Here is a 25,675-nt window from a genome sequence, read left to right on the forward strand (position 1 = left end):
TATCCATAATCCTTATATTTCTCGCAGGAACGGTTACCGCCTTCTCTGAAGGACGGCATAGCCGTTTCTACTTGTTATACACCTTTAAATAAATAGATTATGATTCGCTGAAGCCGCCTCACCCAAATAATAACCGACTCCGCCGATTTTAATCCCGTCCATGAGCTCCTCCTTACGGATGCCCATAACATCCATGGACATTTGACAGGCAACCATGTCCACACCCTGTGCGGCTGCACTTTGAAGGAGCTCTTCTAGAGAGGCAACATTGTGGCTTGCCATGATGCGGCGGATCAGCTTCGGACCTGCACCGAGCATGTTCATTCTGGATAAGCCGAGCTTGCGGCTGCTCGAAGGCAGCATCTTGCTAAACATCCGTCCAAGCGCGGTTTTCGATACAGACGGAGGCTGCGGCTTGCGTAAGATGCTCAGACCCCAGAAGGTGAAGAACATTGTTACTTTGCGGCCGCTGGCAGCAGCCCCGTTGGCAATGATAAAAGTGGCTATAGCTTTATCCAGATCACCGCTGAAGACAACCAGGGTACTTGCCGGCTCCGCAGCAGAAATAACATCAGAAGAAGGTGAAGAGGACGGCTTCATCTTGGCAATTACCGCTTCTATGATACCACCGGGGCTCCGGTCCAGCTGAAGAAGCCGGGCACCGGACATTGACGCCCATGCCTTCACATCCTCATAGAATCCGGGATCAGATGCTTTTACGCGCAGGCTCTGGCCCTCAGCCAGCTGATCCATAGTCTGCTTGAGCTGCATTAACGGGCCCGGACAGCTTAAGCCGCATACATCTAATTCATTGTCTATCTGAAGACCAGGCTCACTTTCGGCTGAAGAACGCCCTCTAATCTTAGGAGCTGTCCCGCCGCTGCCGTCCGGTCCGGAGAATGGAGCTGGCTTATACTGCGACTGCCGGTACGTTTTATAGCCGCCGCTGAGATTTTTTACTTGATAGCCATGCTGTCTCAGTATTTGGGCAGCAGTATATCCGCGCAGGCCAACCTGACAATAGACCCAGATCTCCTTGGAAGCGTCCAGCTCATGCATCCGTTCGCGGAGCTCATCTACCGGTATGGATATTGAATCCGGGATGTGCCCGTTCTGATGCTCCAGTACGCTGCGTACGTCAAGCAGGATGGTTCGTTCAGGCTCGCGCAGCTCGAGCTGGTCATAGGTGAAAAGCTGTACACGTCCGGCTATATTATTCTCTGCTGCATATCCGGCCATGTTAACCGGATCTTTTGCAGACGAATATGGAGGGGCATATGCCAGTTCAAGCTCTGCCAGATCACTGATATGACCGCCGAAATGAATAGCTGCGGCTATCGCATCAATCCGTTTGTCCACCCCGTCATAGCCGACTGCCTGTGCGCCAAGAATTTTACCTTCCGGCGTATACAGCAGTTTAAGGGTTATCGGACTTGCGCCGGGATAGTAGGAGGCATGGGACCCGGGATGGACGATGACCGCCCGATAGCTGACTCCAAGGCGTTTCAATGTCTTCTCATTGCTACCTGTCGATGCTCCGGTCAATCCGAATACCTTAATAATGGATGAGCCTTGGGTTCCTTTATAAACGGAATTCAGTCCGGCAATCCGGTCGGCAATGATTCGGCCTTGCTTGTTGGCGGGGCCAGCCAGCGGAACCGCCGTCCTGGTGCCATGAATGAAGTCCATAACTTCAATTGCATCACCCGCAGCATAAATATTCGGGAGATTGGTTTCCAGCGCTTCGTTAACAAGGATATGTCCGCGTTCGCCAAGCCTAATTCCGCTTCCGAGCAGAAAAGCGGTGTCCGGAGTAACCCCGATTGCCAGAATGACCAGATCTGCAGCCAGCAGACGGCCGTCGGCAAGCTCTACGCCAATACCTCCGTTAATGGACCGGAAGCCCTGGACACGCTGTGAGAACAGCAGATTAACACCATGCTGTTCCATTTCCTGGGCTAAAGAAGCGGACAGTTCGGGATCAAAGGGTGCCAGCAGCTGCTCGTTTCCTTCAATCAGTGTTACATCTAATCCGGCCTCCCTTAAATTTTCAGCCATTTCGGCACCAATAAATCCGCCGCCGATAACAATAGAAGATTGGTTGTTATGAGAAGAAATAAGTGCTTTTATACGGTCAATATCCGGAATGCTGCGGACGGTATGGATGAGCGGATGATCCTTCCCCGGCAGATCCGGAATGACTGGACGGGCACCCGGTGATAAGATCAGCTCATCGTAGCCCTCTTCGTACAGCCCCCGTCCCTCACTCCGGACTAGAACCGTACGTTTGACAGGATCTACGCCAATAACTTCGCTCTGTATCCGCACATCAATCCGGAAACGGTCTGCCATACCTTTAGGGGTCTGTACCAGCAGTCGTTCGCGGTCCGAAATTGTACCGCCTATATAGTAAGGTAAGCCGCAATTGGCAAATGAGATGTAAGGGCCTTTTTCAAAAAGAATAATTTCGGCATGCTCATCCAGTCGGCGCAGACGGGCTGCTGCGGAGGCACCTCCGGCAACTCCGCCAACAATCAATACTTTCCTGCTCATGATTCACAATCTTCCTCTCCAAATAAAATAAGTATCATTTGCGCAATCCGCGGATCAGCAAGCACGTAGTTCACTTCCAGGCCATTGCGCTCGGTTGCAACAATGCCTGCACTGCGCAGCTTCTGTAGATGCTGGGAAACGGTCGATTGCGGAAGGTCCAGGCATTCCTGCATATAGGATACGTTACATTTCTTCTTACGCATCAGACCGCGGACAATGCACAGGCGGACAGGGTGAGACAATGCCTTTAGTAATTCAGCCAGTTCGTTAAACTGCTTGGAATCACTGTCAAGAAAAGCGCTATTATTCATGGGGTACCTCCCGTTTGTTATATATCCTTATATTCGAATAATACGATATAGTTTCTGCAAAGTCAAATGCTGCGGGAAATAGAACTTTGCTCCGGAAACGGGGATCAGCCAGAAAAGCATAAGGATCCGGGCATACTTTTATCCAAAATGAAATTAACGTGTTATACTTTTAAGGGATGAACAGGACAACGGCGCAATACGGGTACGGAGGTTTGTAATGAAAGCTCGGAATAAGGATCATTTTAACGTTTTAATGCAGTTGTTTATTATCTTTTTTAAGCTGGGACCTTCGACCTTTGGAGGCGGCTATGCCATGATCGCGGCGATTGAGCGGGAAATTGTGAATAAAAAGGCCTGGCTGGAGCCGGATGAGATCGGAGATATGGTTTCGGTTGCCGGTTCCGCTCCGGGAGGGGTTGCCGTCAATTCGGCTGCTTTTGTGGGATATAAGCTGGCAGGTGTTGCGGGAGCGGCCGTTGCCGTTTTTGCCATTACGCTGCCCACCTTTCTCATCGTACTCATCCTGAGCATACTAGGCATGCTGTTCAAGGATGTTCCCAAGGTAGAGGCTGCTCTGAAAGGAGTGCATGCTGCAGTTGTGGCACTAATCATTGTGGCTGCTGTAAAAATTGGCAAGGCGTCGATTATGGATATTCCCACGCTGCTGATTGCATCTGGCTGTGTTGTTCTGCTGCTGTTCACACCGCTTCACTCCTTGTATCTCATTCTGGGGGGGCCTGTCGCAGGAGTCTCTATTATAGCGGTCAAAAGGGTATTAGGTCTCTCGGCACAAACGGAGAAGAAGGTGAAGGATCAGCAAGCTGATCTGAATTACCTGGAATATTACATTTGAAGGTGCTGGTAACATGTTAGGTGAATTGTTTGTTTTGTTCCTTAAGGTCGGACTGATCTCATTTGGCGGCGGTTATGCCGTGATTGCACTTATTCAACGCGAGATTACGGAAAAGGGCTGGGTTACTGCAGGGCAATTCCAGGAGCTGGTTGCCTTGGCAGGGATGGCACCGGGCTCGATTGCAACAAATACAGCCACACTGATCGGCTACTCGCAAATGGGAGTGATAGGCGGAATCGTGTCTACAATAGGCATTATTCTGCCATCGCTCCTGATTGTCATTCTGTTTACCGCATTTTTTCTCCGGATGAAAAGCAATACCTGGGTACGTTCCTCTTTTTACGGATTACGTCCTATTATTACCGGGCTTATCATTTATGCGGCCATTCATTTTGGTATAGGGAGCACTAACGGATCTTGGGTAAGCTGGTCGGCTGCCGGAATGATTCTGATCTGCGTGGCAAGTCTGATTGCGGTACTTAAATATAAAATCCATCCATTTGCGGTTATCCTGTTATCGGCGGTAGGCGGGATTGTTTTGTTTTAAGCTGCAGTATTATTCCTTAAATTTTATACATTGTGTTAACACATAATTAAATTAAGTCAATGAAGCAGCGGGTTTTAAAGCCGGCTGCTTTATTGTTGTGGAATGATTTGAGGCGTTCCAGGCAGTAAGAAGAGAACACTGTGACTTTTTTCGTATTTTACATACAGGATTCGACGTTCTTTTTTATCGGTGTATAGGTCAAAAGTATAATTTTCCATACATTTACATAAAACTGTTTTTTTGTTGATCCTTGCCCGTTAGCATATAAGACGATAAGCGGTGGACAATTATGGATTATACCGCCTGATCTATAATCTAAGGAGGCAGGACATGAAGGAGAAGCATTCGGGTTGGAAAAAGAAGCTGCTTAACGGCACGCTGGCTGCAGCAGTTGCTGTACCGCTGCAATTGTTCGCATTCGGTGCCGGAACAGCAGTATATGCTGACGGGCCAAGCGACCCCGCACCGTATATTGAAGCCAAGGTGGCCAATGAGCGTGCCGGCCAGAAAATTCTGTTCGATAATACCCATGCCCAGACGGCCGGAGCGGCCGACTGGGTAATCGATGGTGCTTTTTCCGATTTTGGCAATGCGCTTGCGCAGGAAGGCTATTACGTTAAGGAGCTCCGCAAGACGGCTCCGATTACGTCCAGTGATCTTTCCGGCTATGATGTCTTCATCGTGGCTGAAGCCAACATTCCTTACAAAGCCAGCGAGCAGGCGGCGATGGCGGAATATGTAGAGAACGGCGGCAGCATCTTCTTCATCGGTGACCACTATAACGCAGACCGTAACAAGAACCGCTGGGACGGCAATGAGTCCTTCAACGGCTACCGCCGCGGCGCCTGGGACAACCCGGCCAAGGGCATGAGCGCCGAAGAGGCCGGCTCCGCCGCGATGCAGGGTGTAGTCAGCTCCGACTGGCTGGCGGAAGAATTCGGCGTGCGGTTCCGTTACAACGCACTCGGCGATATTACCGCGAACAACATCGTGGCCCCGTCCCAGGCATTCGGCATTACAACCGGCGTATCAGCTGTAGCTATGCATGCCGGCTCCACACTGGCGATTCTCGACCCGACCCGGGCGAAGGGCATCGTCTATCTGCCGAAGACAAACGCTGCCTGGGGCAACGCAGTGGACCAGGGGGTCTACAACGGCGGCGGGGTTGAGGAAGGCCCTTATGTGGCTGTAGCCAAAAAAGGCGCCGGAAAAGCGGCGTTTATCGGCGACTCCTCACCGGTTGAGGATATCACCCCGAAATATCTGCGCGAGGACACCGGCGCAAGAAAAACAACATACGACGGCTTCAAGGAAGCTGATGATGCGGAGCTTCTGGTGAATACGGTCAACTGGCTTGCTGAGCAGGAGAGCTATACTGATTTCACCCAGGTTAACGGCCTGACGCTGGATCAGCCGACACAGCTGCTGTCTTTTGAAGAGCCGGCGTTGTCCACCGAGCCGCAGCCGGAGCCATGGGCTGCACCGAATGCCGGGTACAAATGGTACGACCGGACCACGTTCAAGGCGGGTTCTTACGGCGGACCGGCGTCTGGTGCCAATGCTGAGTACCAATTCACGCATCAGGCCGTGCTGCCAAATGCGCAGAATTTCCAGATCCGTGTAAGCGCAGATAATATTCCTGCTGGAACCAGCGTATCCGGCTTCCAGCTGGGTATTTACCAGGTTAGCGGCGGAGCCCAGATCGCCAAGGTCCAGAACAGTGACGGCACTTGGCCGGCCAGCTACGGCTACAGCTCCAATTTCAGCCTGACGGCCGATCTGAACGGCTATGCCTACAAGGATCTGACTGTGCAGATCAAGCCGGGGACGACCGCTGCTTCCAATCTGCGTCTCCGCCAGAACGGGACGAACCTGCTGACCAAGCCCGTGACGCTGGGCAACGTCGCGGCAGAACCGCTGCCGGCTGAGGAAGATCCGATCCCGGCGGCTGTATCCATCACTGAAGCCCGGAGTAAAGCGGCCGGTTCTCTGGTTACGGTAGAGGGAGCCGTCACAACCGAACCGGGAATATTCGGCGGACATACCTTTTATCTGCAGGATGAAACGGGCGGATTGTATGTCTATCAGAACCAAGCCGGCTTTCATGCCGGTGACAAGGTCAAGCTAACGGCTTCAACGGCCTTATACAATACAGAGCTGGAGCTGACCGAGGTTGTAAAGATCGAAAAGACCGGCACAGCGGCGCTCCCTGAGCCTGCTGGCGCAGCTGCGGTGAACGACAGCAATCAGGGGCAGCTGGTCAAGCTGAGTAATGTGGAGGTAACGAATATTATCTCTGCGGCACCAAGCGGCTCCTTTGAATTCGACGCTGTCGCCGGTGAGGGGACAAGTAATCATATCCGGGTAGATGTCCGGACAGGCATTACGCAGGACAGCTTTCCTTACTCGGAAGGACAGAAGCTGGATATCATAGGCGTTGCTGCGGTCTTTAAAGGCGTCTTCCAGCTTAAGCCGAGAAGTCTCGCCGACTTCAGCACTGCGCCAGAGACAGCTGCTCCCGTAACTGACGCGAAGCTGTCTGCAGAACCGAACGCTGCGGGCTGGCTGAACCGGCCGGTTGAAGTAAGCCTCAAGGCTGATTCCGAGACAGCCGAAATTTATTACTCGCTGAACAGCGGTGCGGAAGTTGTGTACAATGCTCCGGTTGCCGTCACCGGAGACGGCCGGCATACACTGGCTTATCATGCAGTTCCGGCTAAAGGGAAGCCGGAAGAGGCCAAATCACTGAGTATTCATATCGACACCGCTGCGCCAACGGCAGAGCTGACGGAGTCCGGCCATGCAGTCGGCGATGTTACTGAGGAGGCCCGGCTGAAGTTCGAGCTGGCTGCTGAGGACAAGCTCTCCGGTGTAGCCTCTAAAGAGCTTCTGGTAGATGGGCAGCCGGTTGCTGAAGGACAGACTATTAGCGCCGCTGAACTGGGCGCAGGTTCCCATACGGTTAAATACATCGTAACAGATGCAGCCGGCAACACTGCCGAGAAAAGCTACACGTTCCAGATTACAAGCGGAGCGGTACTTGCAACGGATAAGCCTGGACAGGCGGTGCTGTCCTCGAACAGCGGACACGGCAACGGGCTGAGTGATGGGAACTTTACAGTAACGATGAACCTCTGGTGGGGCAATAATGCTGCCGGCTACAAGCTTTATGAAAACGGCACTCTGGTGGATAGCAAGCAGTTAAAGGATATCTCTCCGGCTGCCCAGACGGCCAGTACCGCGCTTCAAGGAAAGGCGAACGGTATCTATGTGTACACGGCGGAGCTGAGCAATAAATATGGTACGACTCAAAGCCAGCCGCTCACTGTGACAATCCGTGATGCAGCTCCCGGCAAGCCTGTCCTCAGCCATGATAACTGGGACGGCGACGGCTCTTATACGGTGACGATGAATCTGTGGTGGGGGACTAACGCTACAGAATACCGTCTGTATGAGAACGGACAGCTGATCGACTCACAGGCTCTGTCTGCGGGTACTCCTTCAGCACAGAACGCTGGTACTGCCGTCAGCGGCCGTGCTTACGGTGAGTATGAATACCGGGCGGAGCTGGTCAATGCAGCGGGAGAGACTGTGAGTGACATTATTAGGGTAACCGTCAGCAAATAATATGCCGGACGAACAAAGGAGCAGCCGGATATCGGGCTGCTCTTTTGTTCATCTCCGGACGTATGCTCCTACCGGCGATCAGCTGGCCGATTTAGAATGGAAGAAGCCTTCGATGCTGCTTGGAAATAAGAGAAAGACCGTCTGATAACGCACCATTCAAGCTCTTGAACGAGGATTCTCTTTAAATCCTAGGCCGCTTCCTATATAATCGTCCTTGTCGTTGAACTCATTGTGACGGAGGAATGGAAGGAATGGATATCAGGATTGATGATCTGAGCGGTAAGGAAATTGTTGCACTCATAACCGAGCATCTGCAAAGTATGTTTGATCAATCACCGCCGGAGAGTGTACATGCTCTGGGTATAGACAAGCTTAAAGGACCGGGTATTACCTTCTGGAGTGCCTGGGAGGAGGGAGAGCTACTAGGCTGCGGCGCGCTTAAAGATCTTGGGGATCAGCACGGGGAACTCAAATCGATGCGCACTTCCGGGCAGCACCTCAGAAAAGGCGTTGCCTCCAAGCTGCTGGCTCATATCCTTGAAGAAGCGGACAAGCTGGGATACCAGCGGTTAAGTCTGGAAACAGGGTCGACAGACGGCTTTGAAGCAGCCAGAAAATTATACGAACGATTCGGATTTGAATACTGCCCCCCGTTCGCAGACTATGAGGAAGATCCCTATAGTGTGTTTATGACAAGAGTGACTGCTTCCTGAACTCAATTGACAGGCATTAATACCAATGAACCTGATTAAGGATCATTGGTTATTTGTGTTCTACGCCGTGTGCCGGACATTCAGAACTCATTGGATTATGAAAAAAAATTCATTTTGCGTTAAGCGCCGTGTTATTTTAACAGGTTATAATGATAGCTATAAGTAATGTCACTATTGGAGGCATAAAGGATGCGCATCCTGGTAATAGAAGATGAGGAAGGCTTGTCCGATTTTATTACACTGGAACTCAAGCATGAAGGTTACGAGGCCAGGCCTGTCTATGACGGAAGGGAAGGCTTGGAAGCCGCGCTCGGCGAGGAGTGGGACATTATCCTGCTGGACCTGATGCTGCCCAAGCTGAACGGTATTGAAATTTGCCGGCGTGTTAAGGCTGTAAAGGATACGCCGATCATTATGATTACAGCGAGAGACAGTGTGATGGACAGAGTTACCGGCCTGGATAGCGGAGCCGATGACTACATCCCGAAGCCTTTTGCCATTGAAGAGCTGCTGGCCAGAATCAGGGTAATCGTGAGAAGGAATGAGAAGCTCAGCAGCCAGCCCTCCATGTCCCTTGCATTTAAGGATTTGGAGCTGCATATTGACTCCAGAATGCTGAAAAAGGGCGACCGCTGGATTGAGCTGACTAAGAAGGAATACGAGCTGCTGTTTATTTTAATGAAAAATATTAACCGGGTGCTGACACGGGAAATGCTGGTCGAGCAGGTCTGGGACTACGATGTGGGGATTGAAACCAATGTCGTAGACGTGTACATCAGGCATCTCCGCAACAAGCTGGAGACCGCCGACAAGGAAGAATATATACAAACCATCCGAGGAATAGGATATATAATGCGGGATGAGAAATAAAAGAAAGCTTTCCTTAAGGAATATAAATATTAAGTGGAAACTTACTCTATGGGCCGCTTTTTTGCTGCTCTTTCTGTTTCTGTCCTATAATCTGCTGCAATATACTGTAATTCAAAACTGGGTGAACAATCACGAAAAGGAAATTATCCGCAATAACATGGCTGAGATTGTTGCCTTTATCCAGGATTACGGGGACAGAAGCGATCTGGCGCAGGCCAAGGAATATCTGGAGATTCTGAATGAGCGCTACCAGCTGATCCGGATTGTCGGCGCCGATCACACCCCGATTCTGAGCCTGTCTGACCATGTGCCTGAAGATTGGGTTCAGCCGAGAAATGTCAGCTCAGAGGAGCTGCTTGAGGTATCTCCCGGAGGAGATGCGCTGTTAATCTACAGAAAGCCTGTGGAATTTGACGGCTTCAGCGGGACGGTTGAGATTGTTCGGAATCTGGAGAATTTTGAAAGCCTAATCAATCTCAGCACCACGCTGTTCATCATCACCGGCTTGGCAGCGCTTGTGCTGAGTCTGGTGGGAGGCCGGCTGCTCTCGTTCCAGCTGCTTAATCCGATCAATTCGATGATTCGAACGATGAAGCGGATCCGGGAAAACGGGCTGAACGAACGAGTTCAAATCAGCAATCATCAGGATGAAATGACTGAGCTGTCACTGATGTTCAACGAGCTGATGGACAGCCTGGAGAAGTCCTTTAAGCAGCAGCAGCAGTTTATTGAGGATGCCTCACATGAATTAAAGACGCCTCTGTCCATTATTCACGGGCATCTGTCCATGATCAAACGCTGGGGCAAGGATGACCCGGAGGTTCTGGGCAGATCGATTCAGCTCAGCCTGAACGAAACGAACCGGCTGATTCAGATGGTCTCCGAGCTGCTGATTTTGACAAGGGTTGATGATTCCGGCGCTGCCGCCAAGGAGTTCCAGCAGACGATTAGAGTAAAGCAGGTTATCGGGGAGATTGTTGAGAATTTTCAGACACTGAACCGGGAATTCCTTATCAGCACCCGGCAGGAGATCAGCGATGATTATATTCTGCGTGTGCAAAAAAGCCATTTTCAGCAGCTGATGATTATTATTCTGGATAATGCGATTAAATACTCCGGCCGCACCAAAGAGATCCGCATAGACACAGCGCTGACAAACGGAAATCTGGAAATTGCAGTGACGGATTACGGGATGGGCATACCGGAGGATGAGCTGCATCTGGTCACTAACCGGTTCTATCGGGTGGATAAGGCGCGAAGCCGCAAGCATGGAGGTAACGGGCTGGGACTTGCCATTGCAACCAGACTAATGGGCAGCTACGCAGGTAAGCTGGAGATAACCAGCATATATGGGGAATGGACCAGAGTGACTTTGCAGTTCCCCTTATTAAATGAACAATCAGCAGGCAGTGACAAGGAGGTATAATCATGATCCAGAGCAGGTCTTCACAGATTAACGAGTCTTTTCTGCAGGTATTGAATGCACGGCATCAGGCAATTGCCGAGAACATTGCCAACGCGGATACGCCTAATTACAAGAAGAAGACGGTGGAATTCGAGGAGCAGCTCAGGCGTGTCATTAACAGCGGTTCGCAGCAGGAGCTGGATGTCAGAAGGACCCATGATAAGCATATCTCCATCAGGGATACCGGGGCACCCGTCATTCCGTACAAGATTTCCAGAACAAGCGATACAGCGATGAATAACAACGGGAACAATGTGGATGTGGATCAGGAAATGGCTACTCTGGCGCACAATCAGCTGATGTACAATTACATGGCCGATAAGGTCAGCGGGCATTACACGAAGATAAGAGATATGCTGCAAAATTTGAAATAAGGTAAAAAGGATAAAGAGTACAGCTGCGGAAGGATGCGGCTGTGCTTTTTTTTGCCTGTATGGCGGAAACGGCCTGTTCCGGTGCATATTTATCCCATTCCCTGCAAATACCAACAATGGGGGGATGTCGAATGGAACAGCAGACAAGATTTAGTAAGAGCGAAGAGCCGGAAATGCTGTCTTCAGATCTGGCGTTCAATATTGAGCGGATGCAGCTGGAATTTTTGAATTGCTCAGATGTGTTGTACCGGCACTGCAGTATCGGGGGCATAAACCGGGCAACGCTGATTCATGTGGACGGGATGTGTAATGTCCAGGCGGTGGATGAGTTTGTACTGCAGCCGCTGATAGAGCATTTCCGCAGCAGTTCGCGGGTGGATGAGGTCCGGGAGGTTGAGTTGAAGGAAGTTTTTATACCCTCGATAAAGATCAGCATCGTCTATGAAACACAGAAGGTTATTAAGGCGATCCTGCGCGGGGAAACAGCTATTTTTACAGAGGGAAACGCTTTTGTAATGCTGGCCGATCTGGTGAAAATGGAGCAGCGTTCAATTGAGGAGGCGACTTCGGAGAAGGTTGTGCGCGGGCCGCGGGATGCGTTCATAGAATCGCTTCGTACCAATACCTCTCTGCTCCGGCGGCGAATCCGCTCCTCCAAGCTGAAGCTGGAATGCATGACGCTGGGCAGGCTGACCGAGACGGAGATTGTGATCGGCTATATGGAGGGTATCGTTAAGGAAGAGCTGGTCAAGGAAGTGAGGAAGCGTCTGCAGACAATCGAGCTGGACGGCATCATTCATTCCAGCAATATTGAAGAATATATTGAAGACAATATGTTCTCGCCCTTTCCGCAAGTTCAGAATACAGAGCGTCCGGATGTGGCAGTCTCCAGCCTGCTGGAGGGCAAAGTCATTATCATCACGGATAATACGCCTTTCGTGCTGGTTTTACCCATGACCTATTGGTCTGGACTGCAGGCAGTCGACGATTACACTGACAGGTTCATCTACGCTACCTTTGTACGCTGGATCCGGTATACCTTTGTTCATGTTTCACTTCTGCTGCCCTCACTGTACGTGGCATTGACCACATACCATCTGCAGGTAATCCCGACACCGCTTGTGGTCAGCATCGCCTCTGCCCGGGAAGGCGTACCGCTGCCGGCTGTAATTGAGGCGCTGATCATGGAATTTATATTCGAAGGCCTGCGTGAAGCCGGCATCCGGCTGCCCCAGCAGGTTGGACCGGCGGTCAGTATTGCGGGAGCTCTGGTTATAGGGCAGGCGGTTGTGGCTGCGGGAATTATCTCAACTCCGATGGTCATTATCGTTTCCCTTACTGGGATTGCTTCTTTTGCCTTCCCGGTCTATAACCTGGGGACGGCTTACCGGATGCTCCGGTTTCCGCTGCTGCTCGTCTCGGGGGTACTGGGCTTCTACGGAATTGTATTGTTTCTCATTGTGCTGTCTGTTCATATGGTAACGCTGGAGCCTTTTGGTGTGCCTTACATGTCACCCTATGCGCCGATGACAATCCGTAATCTGAATGATGTGCTTGTCCGGGCGCCCAAATCCAAGATGCGCTGGCTGCAGCCGTGGCTGGCCCAGAGCGGGGCAGCCCGGTTCCCCAAACGAAAGAAATAACAGGCGGAAAGGGGCACGGAGATATGTACAGAAAAATAACAGCCTTACTTCTGATTCTGCCGCTGCTCCTCACTGGCTGCTGGGACAGGCAGGAGCTGAATGATCAGGCCATTGTGCTTGGCTGGGGAATGGACCTGGAGAAGGAGGGAGTCTACCTGGCGACCGCCAATCTGGTGCTCCCGCTCGCTTCGAAATCCGGCGGACAGCAGGGCGGGGAACAGGGCGGCCGTTCCGGCTTCATGACAGAAAGCGCATATGGCAAGAACAACCGGGATGCGGAACAGAACATGCAGAGAAAGCTGTCACGGGTTATTTTTCCGGGGCACCGGCGTAACATCTTTATCGGGGAAAAGCTGGCGGAGCATGGCGTCTTCTCTATCCTTGATGAGTATGGACGAAGCCCGATGGTCCGGCCGCGGACGAATATCTTTGTCGTCAAAGAGGGGACGGCGCAGGATGCAATGAGCCTGGCCTACCAGCTTGAGACTAATCCGGCGATAGCAGTGCAGAAAATCCAGGAGAAAAGCGGTGCGCCGATCAGCCGGTCGTTGCTCGACTTCTTTATCATGGCTAATGGCACCGGCTGCGGAATTATGCCCGCGCTTAAGATTGTGCCTCCCGAAGTGAAGATGGACAAAAAAAGTAAAAATGACAGTCCGCCGCAAACGACACTCAGTTTATACGGGGCGGCTATTTTTAACAGCCGGCTGAAGCTGGCGGGTTATCTGAACCATAATGAATACTGGGTCAGACTGTGGATTACGGATCAGCTGACCGGCTGGAATTTTACTACAATTGTCAATGCTATTGATGCCGATCAGCCGGGCGGGGCGGCCGCAGATGCATTATCCGGAGCAACAAGCAGCCAGGCTGTAACAGTGAATGTGGATACCTTCAAGAGTCAGATCACTCCTGTTTTTGACGGTGAGCTGCCCAGGTTCCGCATCCGGCTGCAGGGAAAGGGCTACATAGAGGAAAATGACTCGCCGCTGAATCTGTCCAAAACAGAGAATATAGAGAAAGTGGAGGCGCGGATGAATGTATACCTTGAAGAACGGGTCAGAGAGGTTGTCAAAAAAGTACAGAAGGATTTCAAAAGTGATATTTTTGGGCTGGGAGACATGCTTCACCAGTTTCATCCCTACCGCTGGAAGAAGCTTGCCGCTGACTGGGAGACTGTCTTTCCGGACATTGAGCTGGATATAAAGGTTAAGCTTAATCTGACAGGAACCGGAGTTACAGGCGAATCCCTGCTGCCTGACAGCGAGGGCGGTGATAAATAATGAAGATCAGCAACCGCCAGCTGTTCTGGATGATTCTGATGATGGAGATCGGCATGAACCTGCTGATCTCGATGACAGCTACGATTCACAATGCCAAGCAGGATGCCTGGATTTCCTACATAATGGCTGGAGCGGCGGGGCTGATCATCACCTATACCGCCGCCCGGCTCAGCTCCCGTTACCCGCACCAGACTCTAATACAGTACAGCACAGCCATTCTGGGCAAATGGGGCGGGAAATTGATCATCATCCCTTTTATCCTCCAGTGGTTCTGGGTGATGAGCCTGATCCTCAGGGATGAATACCTGTTCATCCGCCTAAGTGTTCTCTACAAAACACCGGACTGGGTGGTGATCGGTACGATGATTGGGGTGGTGCTGTACACCGTATACCATGGAGGGATAGAGGCGATTGGCAGAGTCAGCGAGCTCTGGGGACCGATAGTTATAGTTATTCTGGCACTGACCTTAGGCCTGACCTTTAATAATCTTAACTGGACAATGGTGCTGCCTGTATATGCAGATACAGGGCTAATGACAATTGTAGAAGGAGCGCTTGCCCCACTCTCGCTGCTGGGTGAAGCTGTGCTGCTTATGATGCTGTTTCCCTTTGTGGAGCATCCCGGACAAGAAACGCGCAAAGCCTTGCTGCTGGGAGTAGGGTTCTCATCGTTCCTGCTGCTGCTCGGCGTTCTGTGGGTCATTATGACCTTTGGTCCGGCGGTTGGGAGCCGGCTGCAATTCCCGTTTTTTGAGATGGTCAAGCTGGTCTATCTGATGGAGTTCATTCAGAATATGGATGTTTTTGTTATGGCGATATGGCTGGTCTGCATCTTCGTGAAGCTGTCGATTTACATGTTCATTACCTGTTATGGATTAGCACAGTGGATAGGGAAAGCGCGGAGCTGGAAAAAAATCACTTGGGTGGCAGCACCGGCAACCTTTATTCTCACAATGCTGGTCATCAAGCTGAATCCGCCAGCGGGTCTGCTGTTGAAGGGAGTCTGGGTCCGATATGTGATGCCGGTGAATATGGTTGCGATTCCGTTGTTTTTACTGGCAGTTTCTTTTATCCGCCATGGGAGGCGTCCGGGAAGCTAGTCCGGGGTTGTTATGTTAAATATAAAACACACGGAGCATGTAATATGCTACCGTGTGTTTCGTGTGTTTTTTAGTATGAAATATCCGTCTTTTGCGTAAACGTTTTTACAATGGATTTCCGCTATCATGGCCTTCAGGGATGGACAACCGGGTTCCCGGTAATAAGTCAAAACTCATATATATAAAGAGGGTCAATTAGAATTTATATGTTATGAAAACTAACATAAAACGATGAAATAACTAATAAATATGGAAAAACAAGCCACAATACCTAACGCATATGAGTTAGGTATTTCTTTTGAAAACGTTTTTATTTTAAATTTTCAGTAAAAAGGGATTGTAATCTAGAATATCCTATACTAAAATAAACCTAGAAATTGCGTAAACGTTTTTGCAAAGTTGAGGACACTTCACCGGTCATGACGCTGATATATATGAGGAATATGCTGCGTAAACGTTATGACAGAGAGGAAAAATATGGTTGAGAGAGAGATTACGATCAAAGACGTAGCCAGACTCGCCGGTGTCTCGGTGGCTACCGTCTCGCGGGTGATGAACGGCAGGGACCGTGTAAGCGATGCAACCCGCAAGAAAATTCTTAAAATCATTGAGGAGCTGAATTTCGTTCCGAATACGATGGCAGCCTCTATGGTCAGTAAAAAGACGCATATGCTGGCCGTGGTCGTGCCAGAAATCCAGAACCCGTTCTATACCGCAGTAATCGGCGGTACCGTGGAAGCGGCCAAGAAGGAGGGATTCTCAACACTCGTTGTTTCTACATATAACGATGAGGCGGAGGAGGAGGAATTCTTCGACGGCTTTCTGGGACGCAATGTGGACGGGATCATTCTGATCGGCACACATAAGGAAGCCGGCTTCTACCGGAACATCCGTAAGCCTACCATTCTGGTGGACCGCTACATCAATGACTGCGGACATGACGGAGTGGTAATCGATAATTTCCGCGGGGCTTACGAGGCGGCGAAGCATTTTGTAGATAACGGTCATGAGCGTATCGCCGTTATTGACGGGGCGCATGACTTCAATGACGGTAAGGACCGTTACTGGGGCTACCGCCAGGCACTTCATGAACATGGCATCACCCCGGACCCCGGATATCACAAGCAGGGCAGCTGGCTGGAGGAGGACGGGTACAAATATACAATGGAGCTGATGCAGGCTGCTGAGCCGCCTACCGCAATTTTTGCAACTAATAACGTTATCTGCACTGGCGCCATAAAGGCGATACGCGACCTGAATCTCCGGATCGGAGAGGATGTTTCCCTGATTGGATTTGATGAGAATGAGCTCGCCCAGTTTGTCCAGCCCCGGGTAACTGTGGTGGGAAGGCCGATGCGGGAGATGGGCATCCAGGCAACCGAAATGCTGATTCAGAAAATTAAAACCCCTCCAGCCGAGCGGACGAAGCTGAAGAAGGTTGTGCTGGATGTGGAATTGATCAAGCGTGGTTCTGTTAAAAAGCTGAATTAGCGGCTCAGAGGAGGACATATGGCCAATATACTTGTCGTAGGCAGCATGAATATGGATATTGTGACACGTGTTGCGGGCCTTCCTGTTCCGGGTGAAACGATACACGGTCTTGGTACCGGCTTTCATGCCGGGGGCAAGGGCGCGAATCAGGCCTGTGCGGCCTCCCGCTCGGGAGCGGAGGTTACAATGGCCGGCGGGCTTGGTTCCGATCCCTTTGGCCGGCAGCTGCTCAGGCAGCTTGAGGAAGATGGAATTAATACCGAAGCGGTCGTCAATAAGCCGGAAACGACCGGAATTGCTATTATCACTACCGACAGTTCCGGGGAGAACAGCATCATCCTGTCACCCGGTGCGAACTTTAGCTATTGCACTGAGGATCTGAAATGGCTTGATTTCTCCCGCTATGATGTGATTCTGCTGCAGAATGAAATAGCGGGAAGCGTGAACGAAGCGGTACTTGAAAAGGCAGAGGCAGCAGGAGTTCCGGTCTGTATGAACCCTGCTCCGGTCAGCGGATTTGAACAAGCTCTGCCCAGTAGAATAAGGCTGCTGATCTTGAATGAAATTGAAGCAGAGGCATGTAGCGGAGTTCAGGTTGCAGACTTCAATGAGGCACAGACCGCAGGACGGAGGTTACTTGATGAAGGAATTCCGCAACTGATTATTACACTGGGCAACAAGGGCTCGCTCTACATGGACGCTGACGGGACGGTAATAAAGACGCCGTCTTATCCGGTTAATGCTGTGGATACTACAGCTGCCGGTGACACTTTCATCGGGGCATTTGCCGCTGCCTATTACGGGGGCACAGAGCTGGTGGACAGTCTGCAATATGCGTCTGCAGCAGCAGCGCTGGCTGTATCAGCTGCCGGAGCACAGAGCTCTATACCAGTGAAAGAACAGGTGGATGCTTTTCTTGATCAGACCGAGGCCTGACACGCAGCCGGTGATGAAGTGGCAGGAAGACCAAACATCTTCTGGTGTCACGGTCAATCCCGCGAAATATCGGGTCCATACCGTTATTCCCGGCGGGAGCTGCAATTCTGCATCCATAAACTTTTATCCATTAACGCTTAGTCTTTTTAAAGCATGGAAATGATATCCGGTTTCGGATCTGTCAATGAAGAAGGGGGTCAAGATCATGAGTCAGCCAGTACTGTCCATGCAAGGAATCAGCAAGGAGTTCCCGGGTGTCAAAGCTTTGGCGGATGTTGATTTTGAGCTCTATCCCGGTGAGGTCCATGCACTGATGGGAGAGAATGGAGCCGGTAAATCGACGCTGATGAAAATTTTGTCCGGTGTCTACTCGCCAACCGCAGGTGTAATCAGGCTTAAGGGCAAGGAAACGGCTTTCGGCAATCCGCTTGATGCCCAGCTCCAGGGTGTATCCATTATCCATCAGGAGTTTAATCTGTTCAACAACCTGTCCGCAGCAGAAAACATTTTCATTGACCGTCCGGAAATGGCTGGCAGGTTCGGCCGGATCAGGTGGCCCAAAATGGTGAAGGAGGCACAAGCGCTGGTTGACTCCATCGGAGGCGGTGAAATTGATGTACGCCAGGAGGTCCGGCATCTGGGTGTACATAGCCAGCAGGTAGTCGAAATCGCCAAGGCACTATCTTTTAAGGCAGATGTGCTGATCATGGATGAGCCGTCGGCTGCGCTGCCTGAGAATGAAGTGAAAAAGATGTTCGAAGTTGTCCGGAAGCTTCGCTCGCAGGGAGTGGCTATTGTGTACGTCTCGCACCGGATGAAGGAAATCTTCGAAATAGCTGATAAGGTCACCGTTCTGCGCGACGGCCGCAGAATTGACACCAGGCCGATTGGTGAAGTCACGGAGCAGAGCCTGATCCAGATGATGGTCGGCAAAGAGGTTCAGCAGCTGTACCCTGAGCGGGAGCAGCCGCACGGGCAGGAGGTAGTGCTGAAGGTCAACGGGCTGTCGCTGGATGCAAGCCATAACATTTCGTTTGAGCTGCGCAAAGGGGAAATCGTAGGATTGTTCGGCATACCGGGCTCAGGCTCCCACACTGTTGCGGAGCGGCTATTCGGGCTCAAGCGGGGAAACGGCGGGGTTGAAATCAATGGCCGGGCGGTTAAGATTACCAGTCCTGGCGATGCCAAGGCACACCGGTTAGCTTACGTCCCGCCTGACCGTCACCGTCAGGGTATCATCAAGCCGATGTCGATCAGGCAGAATATTTCTTTTCCGACCCTGCCTGTTTTGTCCAAGGGGCTGTTGCTGGACCGTGATGCTATCCGTGAGGTGAGTACAGAGTACATGGAGAAGCTGCGTATCAAGGCACCGGGAGACGGACAAAGCGTCGATTTTCTCAGCGGAGGCAACCAGCAGAAGGTGGTTATAGCCAAATGGCTTGCGGCCAAGCCCGATATTCTGATTCTGGAGGAGCCGACCCGGGGCGTGGATGTCGGCGCCAAAGCGGAGATTTACAGCATCATCCACGGGCTTGCCCGGGATGGGCTCAGCATTCTGCTGATTAGCTCCGAAATGCCGGAGGTGCTGGGCCTGAGCGACCGGGTGCTCGTGATGTACAAGGGGGAGATTGTCCATGAATATGCCCGTGGTGAAGCCGATCAGGAGCAGCTGCTGCAGCGGGCATCCCATCCCCGGAAGGAAGGAGCCGCAAAATGAAGCGTATTTTAAATGTGCACGAGGCGCCGATCCTGATTTTCACGATACTAGTCATCGTACTGTTCTCGCTTATTTCACCTGATTTTTTCGCGATCAATAACTTTAAGCTGATTCTGGACCAGAATATCACCATGTTTATTGTGGCAATCGGGATGACAATGGTTATTCTGCTCGGGGGGATGGACCTGTCTGTCGGTTCAGTACTGGCAGTAACGGCAACCTCAGTCGGCCTGTTTCTCAGCAAGGGGATATCTCCGGTTATTGCGGCTTTGCTGGGGGTTGTAATCGGTGTTCTCTGCGGGATGGTCAACGGTTATTTTATCGCCGTCCGCCGAATTCCTGACATCATTGTCACCCTGGCTACGATGTATATATTCCGGGGCGTAGCGGTCGGCATCAGCGGCGGCACCTGGATGAACAATTTTCCGGAAGGCTTCCGCTTCTTCGGACAAGGGACGGCGGGAGGTGTTTCGTTTCCGCTCCTGGCAGCAATCCTGCTGATAGCCGTATTCATCTATCTGCTGAAATTCACCCGGGCAGGCCGGAGAATTTATTCGGTCGGGGGCAACAGCTCCGCTGCCAAGCTTGCGGGGATCAGCGTCCCCAAGACCAAGTTTATGGTCTACGTATTAACCGGGCTATTGGTGGGCATCGCCTCTGTCATTTTTGCAGCCAAGGTAGGCAGTGTACAAGCATCGACTGCCGGTAACAGCCTCTCTTTTGAGGTCATGGCGGCTGTGCTGATCGGCGGCGGCAGCATCTTTGGCGGGGTGGGAACGATTGCCGGCACGATGCTCGGCGTACTGTTCATGGGCATTGTCAAGAACGGGCTGATTATCGCCAAGGTATCCCCGTTCTGGGTGGATGCTACTACCGGATTCTTGATTATCCTGGCTATCGTCATCAACACGCTGCAGCGGGCACGCCAAAATAAAGGGAAAGAGGGGGATCTCGTATGACAACCTGGACAAGCCGTCTGCCGTTCAAATCGGGTACGCTGCTCGTTCAGCTGATCCTGCTGCTGTTCATTCTGATCCTATTCAGCTTCCTGTCACCCTATTTCCTGTCTGTAACCAACTTCATGAATGTGCTGAACCAGATGGTTGAGGTCGGGCTGATCGCCATTCCGATGACCATGATCATTATATCCGGTGCGATGGACCTGTCTGTCGGCTCGATCCTCGCTTTTTCCGCGGTGTCGATGGGGGTTGCCTTTGAACGCGGCTATAACATCTGGGTCTGCGTGATCTTCGGGCTGCTGGCCGGCCTGATGTGCGGTGCGGTTAACGGTTATCTGATTGCCCGGCACCGGATGCAGGCGATTGTAGTCACGATCGGGATGCTGGTCATGCTTCGCGGTCTGGTCTATGTCGTGAATGAAGGCAGACCGATCAGCGGCTTCCCTGATTCCTTCTATTTCCTGGGGCAGGAGTATATTGCCGGTATTCCGTTCAACGCCATCGTCCTCGTTATGATGTTCCTCATAGCCAGCTTCTTCATGAAAAAGACGAGGTTCGGCACCTACATTTACGGGATCGGCAATAACGAGGAGGTTGTCCGGTTCTCCGGTATTTCCGTAGTCCGTGTCCGGTTTATCCTCTTCATGCTTAGCGGATTGTTCTCAGCACTGGCGGGTGTATTCCTGGTGTCACGGCTGGCGAGCGCCGAAGCGACATCGGGTACCAATATAGAGCTTGACGTCATCACAGCTACCTTAATCGGCGGCACTCATATTTTTGGAGGGAGGGGAAGCCTTACCGGTACTTTCGTCGGTCTGCTGATTATCGTGTTTTTGCGCAATGGTCTGAATTTGCTGGGTGTTTCGGTGCTCTATCAGGCGGTTATTCTGGGGGCGCTGCTGCTGCTTGCGGTAGCCAATAAAAAAATTAGCGGAGAGTGAAACCTATGAAAAAAATGACATTGGCTGTATTGACTGGCGTACTTGCTTTGACCTTGACTGCTTGTAGCGGAAATTCAGGTAACCCTCCGGCTAATAATGCCGGGTCTTCAAGCAATGACGGAGCGGCCGCTTCCGGCACCAGAACCTACTTCATTAATCCGAAATCAATCGGCCCCGCATACTGGGCGGCAGCGGAAAAAGGCGCTATTCAGGCAGGCGAGGATATGGGCGTTGAGGTGATTTTCAATGCACCGACTGAGGCGGATTCCTCCAAGCAGATCAACATGATTCAGGATATGCTGACCCGTAAGGTGAGCGGAATCGGAGTGTCTCCGAATGATGCCAAGGCGGTGGGGCCGGTCTTCAAAAAAGCAGCCGAGCAGGATGTGCAGATCGTAACCTGGGACAGCGATGCTCCCGAGACGGACCGCCAATACTACGTAGCTCCTGCTACTGACGAGGAAGTAGGCGAACTGCTGGCTAAGACGATTGGTGAGGAGATCGGCGGCGAGGGACAGGTAGCGTTCATGGTAGCGGGACTTGGTTCGCAGAATCAGATTGCCAAATCGGATGCGGCAAAAGCTTACTTTGAAGCGAACTATCCGGGCATTGAACTGGTAACAACGGTAGCCAGTGACGATGATCAGCAAAAGGCTTACGCCAATGCCCAGAACCTGATTCAGACGTATCCGGACCTCAGAGGAATTATCGGCTTTGCGGGCGGCGAGCCGCCGGCAGCGGCTGAAGTGGTTGAGCAGGCTGTGAAGGCCGGTACGATTCAGCAGGGACAGATCGCTATTACCGGTATTGCTGTACCGAGCGTTGTGAAGAGCTACATTGAGAGCGGCACGATCAAGACCGACATCATCTGGGATCCGGGTAAGCTTGCTTACACTACCGTGTATATTCTGGATCAGCTGGCTCAGGGCAATGAAATTACGGATGGTATGGAAATCCCGAATGTGGGGCCTGTTACCGTAGACGGCCAGAACGTATTCATCGGCACACTTGAAGTGACCAGCGAAAATGTAGGCAGCTTTGACTTCTAGTCAGAGCTGTTAGAGGAGGCAGCTTGCATGGAACATACAATAATCATTGAAGATTTGACAGCAGACAGCTTTGCCCCATACGGAAAAGTGGTGGATATTCCTGCAGGAGAGCCGTCCAAGAGCGGCGAAGGCTGGGACTGCTGGAGCTATATCCAGATGCTTGATGTATCGGAACCGGTCGGCTTTGGCCTGGTGGTCACGAAGCAGCGGGAGTTCAAGGTGACAGCGATGGAGCGGCATGTCAGCCGTGAGGAGCTGCTGCTCACCTTTGATAAAGAGATTATCCAGCCGGTTGCCGTCTGCATCGACATCAACGACCCGGAGGAGCAGCCTGATCCTTCTACGGTGAAGGCATTTCGTATAAAGCCGGGACAAGCGATTGTCATCGGCCGCGGCGTCTGGCACAGTCCGGCCTATCCGGCAGCAGAGGATGCAAGGTACCTGTTTGCGATTGAAAAGAAAAAGGATAAATTCGGCGATGAAATGATTAACCCGTGGGTGGATTTTACCGGCGGAGACAGTGTTACTTTTGGATAAAACATAAAGGAGCATACGATGATGGCACAGGAACAGCAAGTGATGGAGTGGATTGACGGACATCAGGATGACATCCTCGGATTTTTGCAGCAGCTGATTCAGATTCCCAGCGTGAATCCCTGGTTCTTCGACGAGCCGAGCCCGTCCAAAGAGAAGGATGTGCAGGAGTTTATTTCCCGTAAGCTCGCGGAACTTGGCGCGGAAATCGAAATGTGGGAGCCGGTTGCGGATGATCTGAAGCAGTATGAGGGGATGGCCGGATATTATCCGGGGCGTGATTTTACCGGCAGACCTAACCTGGCAGCTACTTTTGGTAAGGAGACAGACGGCAAGTCGCTCCTGCTGTTTGGTCACATCGATGTTGTAATGGCAGGTTCGAAATGGACGGTAGACCCGTTCGAGGGCCAGATCATTGACGGCAAAATGTACGGCCGCGGCACCGTGGATATGAAGGGCGGCGTGGCTGCAATGATAATGGCGGTCGAAGCGGTTCTGCGCAGCGGCCTGAAGCTGAAGGGACCGGTTGTCGTGGGAACGGTTGTCGATGAAGAGGCCGGAGGCATGGGCGCGCTGGATTTCATTCATCACGGCTACCGGGCGGATGCCTGCATCCTGACTGAACCTACCTCCCTGACCATTGCACCGCTATGCCGCGGCATTCTGTGGGGCAAAATCAAAATTCAGGGCCGCAGCGGGCACATTGAAATGCCGCAGGCAGACTGGAAAGATGGCGGAGCGGTGGATGCCATCAAGAAAGCGCGGTATATTCTGGATGCGTTCGACCGGCTGAATGAAAAGTGGGCGGTAAGCAAGACCCACCCGTATTTATCTATCCCTTGTCAGGTGCATGTAGCCCAACTGAATGCCGGAGAATACCCGACCTCCTTTGCCAATGAAGCGGAGATTGTCTTTAATGCCCAGTACCTCCCGTCGGAGCGTGACGAAAAGCTGGTCGGCGGCCATGTGAAAAAGGAGCTTATAGATTTCCTGCGTGAAACTGCCGGACAGGACCCGTGGCTGAGTGAGCATCTGCCGGAAATCGAGTGGATGGTGGATGCCGACTGTGCTGAAACCGATGTGGCTGATCCGTTTGTGCAGACCTGTGTCCAGTCGCTGCAGGCCATTGGCGAAGAGGGCAGGATCGAAGGACTCGGCTTCCATACCGATATGGGCTGGCCGGTCAATGTCGGCATCCCGACGGTCAACTTTGGACCCGGCGACCCGAGCCTGGCTCATCACAGCGATGAGTTCACGCCAACCGTTGAAGTGATCCAGGCGGTCAAAATGATGGCCAAGACGATTATCGACTGGTGCGGTGCAGAAGAGGCGTAATGAGAGAAGGCTTAATGAAAAGACAACTTAAAGACGGATATTAAACGGGCAACGGCCTTATAACATATACGGAGGTGCCATAACAGCATGAAAATTCTATTTGTCGGCGAATCCTGGGTGGTCCATATGATCCATACCAAAGGATATGACAGCTTCACTTCTACCAAATACGAGGAAGGGGCAACTTATCTGCTGTCCTGCCTGCGGGCAGAGGGAATTGATGTGACTTACATGCCGGCGCATGAGGTCCAGGTCCGCTTCCCCCAGTCGCTTGAAGAGTTAAAAGCTTATGATGCCATCGTGATCAGTGATGTGGGTGCGAATACGTTCCTGCTGCAGAACCCGACCTTTTACCAGATGGAGATTATCCCGAATGCGCTGGACAACATTAAGCAGTATGTGGCCGAAGGCGGGGGGCTGTTAATGGTCGGAGGGTACCTGACCTTTATGGGCATTGAGGGTAAAGCAAACTATGTAAACACAGTCCTGGCTGAGGTGCTGCCGGTAGTGATGCAGCCTGGCGATGACCGGGTGGAGATGCCGGCCGGCTTCTCGCCGGTGGCGGCGCAGGAGCATCCGCTGGTGGGCTACGGCGACTGGCCGCGGCTGCTCGGCTACAACAAGCTTGCTGCCAAGCCGGATGCCGCTGAGCTGCTGAGCTATAACGGCGATGCTATACTTACCGTGGGTACGTACGGTGAAGGCAAAACCGCCGCTTTTGCCAGTGACTGCTCCCCGCACTGGGGCTCCTTGGAGTTTATGGACTGGCCGCATTACTCTGCGTTCTGGTCTAATCTGGTTAAATCATTGCAATAGCCGAAGTTGTACTGGACAGCTTTACTGATGAACCGCCCCTTTTGAGGGCGGTTCATCTTTTTTTCACGGTGAATTAACTGTATTAATGAAGAATTATAAAGATATTAATACAGATAAATCATTATATTTTATAAAAAAGAAATTTACCTAAAAATAATTATAAATGGATATGATTGACAATTTAAAAAATAGAAACTAATATAAGAACAACTCACATACTTACACATCAATTTTCTATATGGATTATAGGGAAAGGAGGTGACAGATATGGCGGCAGTTGCTGTACAACAAACAGCAGGCTTATTCTCCGGCTTGCTCGAACGTATGGAGAGTATTGATTTTGTTAAACAATTTGCTGATAATCCTGATGCTGCTTTGAGAGCAGCCGGATTGGGGATCAGCCTTGCTGACTTTACGAAGCAATTAAGCGAGAATCCGCAATTATTTGAAGCGGTTGTCGGTAAGCTTTCCAATAACGTGGAGTTTATCAACAAATCGAACATTGCAATGAGTTCATGTGATCAGCCTAAATAAACCATTTATTTACTGTTAAGCTGA

General features: G+C 51.5%; 22 protein-coding genes. 20 read left to right on the plus strand and 2 right to left on the minus strand.

All coding sequences use genetic code 11. The features are described from left to right. Positions 1 to 84: 84 nt before the first annotated feature. Both BN3772_RS19420 and BN3772_RS19425 read right to left on the minus strand, forming a co-directional pair. Positions 85 to 2,553, minus strand: a complete 2,469-nt coding sequence (locus BN3772_RS19420; protein ID WP_042201530.1) for a DsrE/DsrF/DrsH-like family protein — start codon at positions 2,551 to 2,553, stop codon at positions 85 to 87. Next, entirely contained in the window at positions 2,550 to 2,864 is a 315-nt protein-coding gene (locus BN3772_RS19425; protein WP_042201531.1) for an ArsR/SmtB family transcription factor, read from the minus strand. Before BN3772_RS19425 ends, BN3772_RS19420 begins: the two co-directional genes overlap by 4 nt. Positions 2,865 to 3,081: 217 nt before the next feature. Between BN3772_RS19425 and BN3772_RS19430 the strand changes: the two genes are divergently transcribed. The 20 genes from BN3772_RS19430 (at position 3,082) to BN3772_RS19525 (ending at position 25,651) form a co-directional block, all read left to right on the plus strand. Next, on the plus strand, positions 3,082 to 3,717 hold the full coding sequence (locus BN3772_RS19430) for a chromate transporter (RefSeq protein WP_042201532.1): 636 nt from the start codon (positions 3,082 to 3,084) through the stop codon (positions 3,715 to 3,717). A gap of 13 nt (positions 3,718 to 3,730) precedes the next feature. Continuing rightward, positions 3,731 to 4,264 (plus strand): chromate transporter, encoded by a 534-nt coding sequence (locus BN3772_RS19435; protein WP_042201533.1) that lies wholly within the window; start codon positions 3,731 to 3,733, stop codon positions 4,262 to 4,264. Between the two features lie 330 nt (positions 4,265 to 4,594). Beyond that, the gene (locus tag BN3772_RS19440; RefSeq protein ID WP_042201534.1) at positions 4,595 to 7,891 is read left to right on the plus strand and encodes a chitinase N-terminal domain-containing protein; all 3,297 of its coding nucleotides are present in this window, start codon (positions 4,595 to 4,597) and stop codon (positions 7,889 to 7,891) included. A gap of 251 nt (positions 7,892 to 8,142) precedes the next feature. Beyond that, complete coding sequence (locus BN3772_RS19445; protein ID WP_042201535.1) at positions 8,143 to 8,604, plus strand: GNAT family N-acetyltransferase; 462 nt, start codon at positions 8,143 to 8,145, stop codon at positions 8,602 to 8,604. Positions 8,605 to 8,793: 189 nt separating this feature from the next. After that, a complete protein-coding gene (locus tag BN3772_RS19450) occupies positions 8,794 to 9,474 on the plus strand; it encodes a response regulator transcription factor (RefSeq protein ID WP_042201536.1) in 681 nt (226 codons plus the stop codon). A 61-nt stretch (positions 9,475 to 9,535) separates the two neighbouring features. Next, the gene (locus tag BN3772_RS19455; RefSeq protein ID WP_167336686.1) at positions 9,536 to 10,900 is read left to right on the plus strand and encodes a HAMP domain-containing sensor histidine kinase; all 1,365 of its coding nucleotides are present in this window, start codon (positions 9,536 to 9,538) and stop codon (positions 10,898 to 10,900) included. Positions 10,901 to 10,902: 2 nt separating this feature from the next. Next, the gene (gene flgB, locus BN3772_RS19460) at positions 10,903 to 11,313 is read left to right on the plus strand and encodes a flagellar basal body rod protein FlgB (RefSeq protein WP_042201538.1); all 411 of its coding nucleotides are present in this window, start codon (positions 10,903 to 10,905) and stop codon (positions 11,311 to 11,313) included. A gap of 131 nt (positions 11,314 to 11,444) precedes the next feature. Further along, positions 11,445 to 12,956 carry a spore germination protein gene (locus BN3772_RS19465; protein ID WP_042201539.1) on the plus strand — a complete coding sequence of 504 codons (1,512 nt, stop codon included), beginning with the start codon at positions 11,445 to 11,447 and terminating at the stop codon, positions 12,954 to 12,956. 23 nt (positions 12,957 to 12,979) lie between these two features. After that, positions 12,980 to 14,239 (plus strand): Ger(x)C family spore germination protein, encoded by a 1,260-nt coding sequence (locus tag BN3772_RS19470; RefSeq protein ID WP_042201541.1) that lies wholly within the window; start codon positions 12,980 to 12,982, stop codon positions 14,237 to 14,239. Then, positions 14,239 to 15,339, plus strand: a complete 1,101-nt coding sequence (locus BN3772_RS19475) for a GerAB/ArcD/ProY family transporter (RefSeq protein WP_042201544.1) — start codon at positions 14,239 to 14,241, stop codon at positions 15,337 to 15,339. Before BN3772_RS19470 ends, BN3772_RS19475 begins: the two co-directional genes overlap by 1 nt. Before the next feature lie 477 nt (positions 15,340 to 15,816). Continuing rightward, positions 15,817 to 16,830, plus strand: coding sequence for a LacI family DNA-binding transcriptional regulator (locus BN3772_RS19480; RefSeq protein WP_042201546.1), 1,014 nt, complete (start codon positions 15,817 to 15,819; stop codon positions 16,828 to 16,830). Between the two features lie 18 nt (positions 16,831 to 16,848). Then, positions 16,849 to 17,766 (plus strand): ribokinase, encoded by a 918-nt coding sequence (locus BN3772_RS19485; protein ID WP_042201549.1) that lies wholly within the window; start codon positions 16,849 to 16,851, stop codon positions 17,764 to 17,766. 205 nt (positions 17,767 to 17,971) lie between these two features. Next, positions 17,972 to 19,483, plus strand: a complete 1,512-nt coding sequence (locus tag BN3772_RS19490; protein ID WP_042201551.1) for a sugar ABC transporter ATP-binding protein — start codon at positions 17,972 to 17,974, stop codon at positions 19,481 to 19,483. Continuing rightward, the gene (locus BN3772_RS19495) at positions 19,480 to 20,442 is read left to right on the plus strand and encodes an ABC transporter permease (RefSeq protein WP_042201552.1); all 963 of its coding nucleotides are present in this window, start codon (positions 19,480 to 19,482) and stop codon (positions 20,440 to 20,442) included. The genes BN3772_RS19490 and BN3772_RS19495 overlap by 4 nt, the downstream gene beginning before the upstream one ends. Next, positions 20,439 to 21,383, plus strand: a complete 945-nt coding sequence (locus tag BN3772_RS19500) for an ABC transporter permease (protein WP_042201553.1) — start codon at positions 20,439 to 20,441, stop codon at positions 21,381 to 21,383. Before BN3772_RS19495 ends, BN3772_RS19500 begins: the two co-directional genes overlap by 4 nt. Before the next feature lie 5 nt (positions 21,384 to 21,388). Then, on the plus strand, positions 21,389 to 22,432 hold the full coding sequence (locus BN3772_RS19505) for an autoinducer 2 ABC transporter substrate-binding protein (RefSeq protein ID WP_042201556.1): 1,044 nt from the start codon (positions 21,389 to 21,391) through the stop codon (positions 22,430 to 22,432). 27 nt (positions 22,433 to 22,459) lie between these two features. Beyond that, positions 22,460 to 22,969: an ureidoglycolate lyase gene (locus BN3772_RS19510; RefSeq protein ID WP_042201557.1), complete on the plus strand. Its 510-nt coding sequence runs from the start codon at positions 22,460 to 22,462 to the stop codon at positions 22,967 to 22,969. 18 nt (positions 22,970 to 22,987) lie between these two features. Further along, entirely contained in the window at positions 22,988 to 24,301 is a 1,314-nt protein-coding gene (locus tag BN3772_RS19515; RefSeq protein WP_244444793.1) for an ArgE/DapE family deacylase, read from the plus strand. A gap of 87 nt (positions 24,302 to 24,388) precedes the next feature. Next, the gene (locus BN3772_RS19520; protein ID WP_042201560.1) at positions 24,389 to 25,117 is read left to right on the plus strand and encodes a glutamine amidotransferase; all 729 of its coding nucleotides are present in this window, start codon (positions 24,389 to 24,391) and stop codon (positions 25,115 to 25,117) included. Positions 25,118 to 25,384: 267 nt separating this feature from the next. Further along, complete coding sequence (locus tag BN3772_RS19525) at positions 25,385 to 25,651, plus strand: hypothetical protein (RefSeq protein ID WP_042201561.1); 267 nt, start codon at positions 25,385 to 25,387, stop codon at positions 25,649 to 25,651. The last annotated feature ends 24 nt before the right edge of the window (positions 25,652 to 25,675 follow it).

The sequence above is a fragment of the Paenibacillus camerounensis genome, from assembly GCF_000723885.1.
In the GTDB taxonomy this organism is placed as follows: Bacteria; Bacillota; Bacilli; order Paenibacillales; family Paenibacillaceae; genus Paenibacillus_AQ; species Paenibacillus_AQ camerounensis.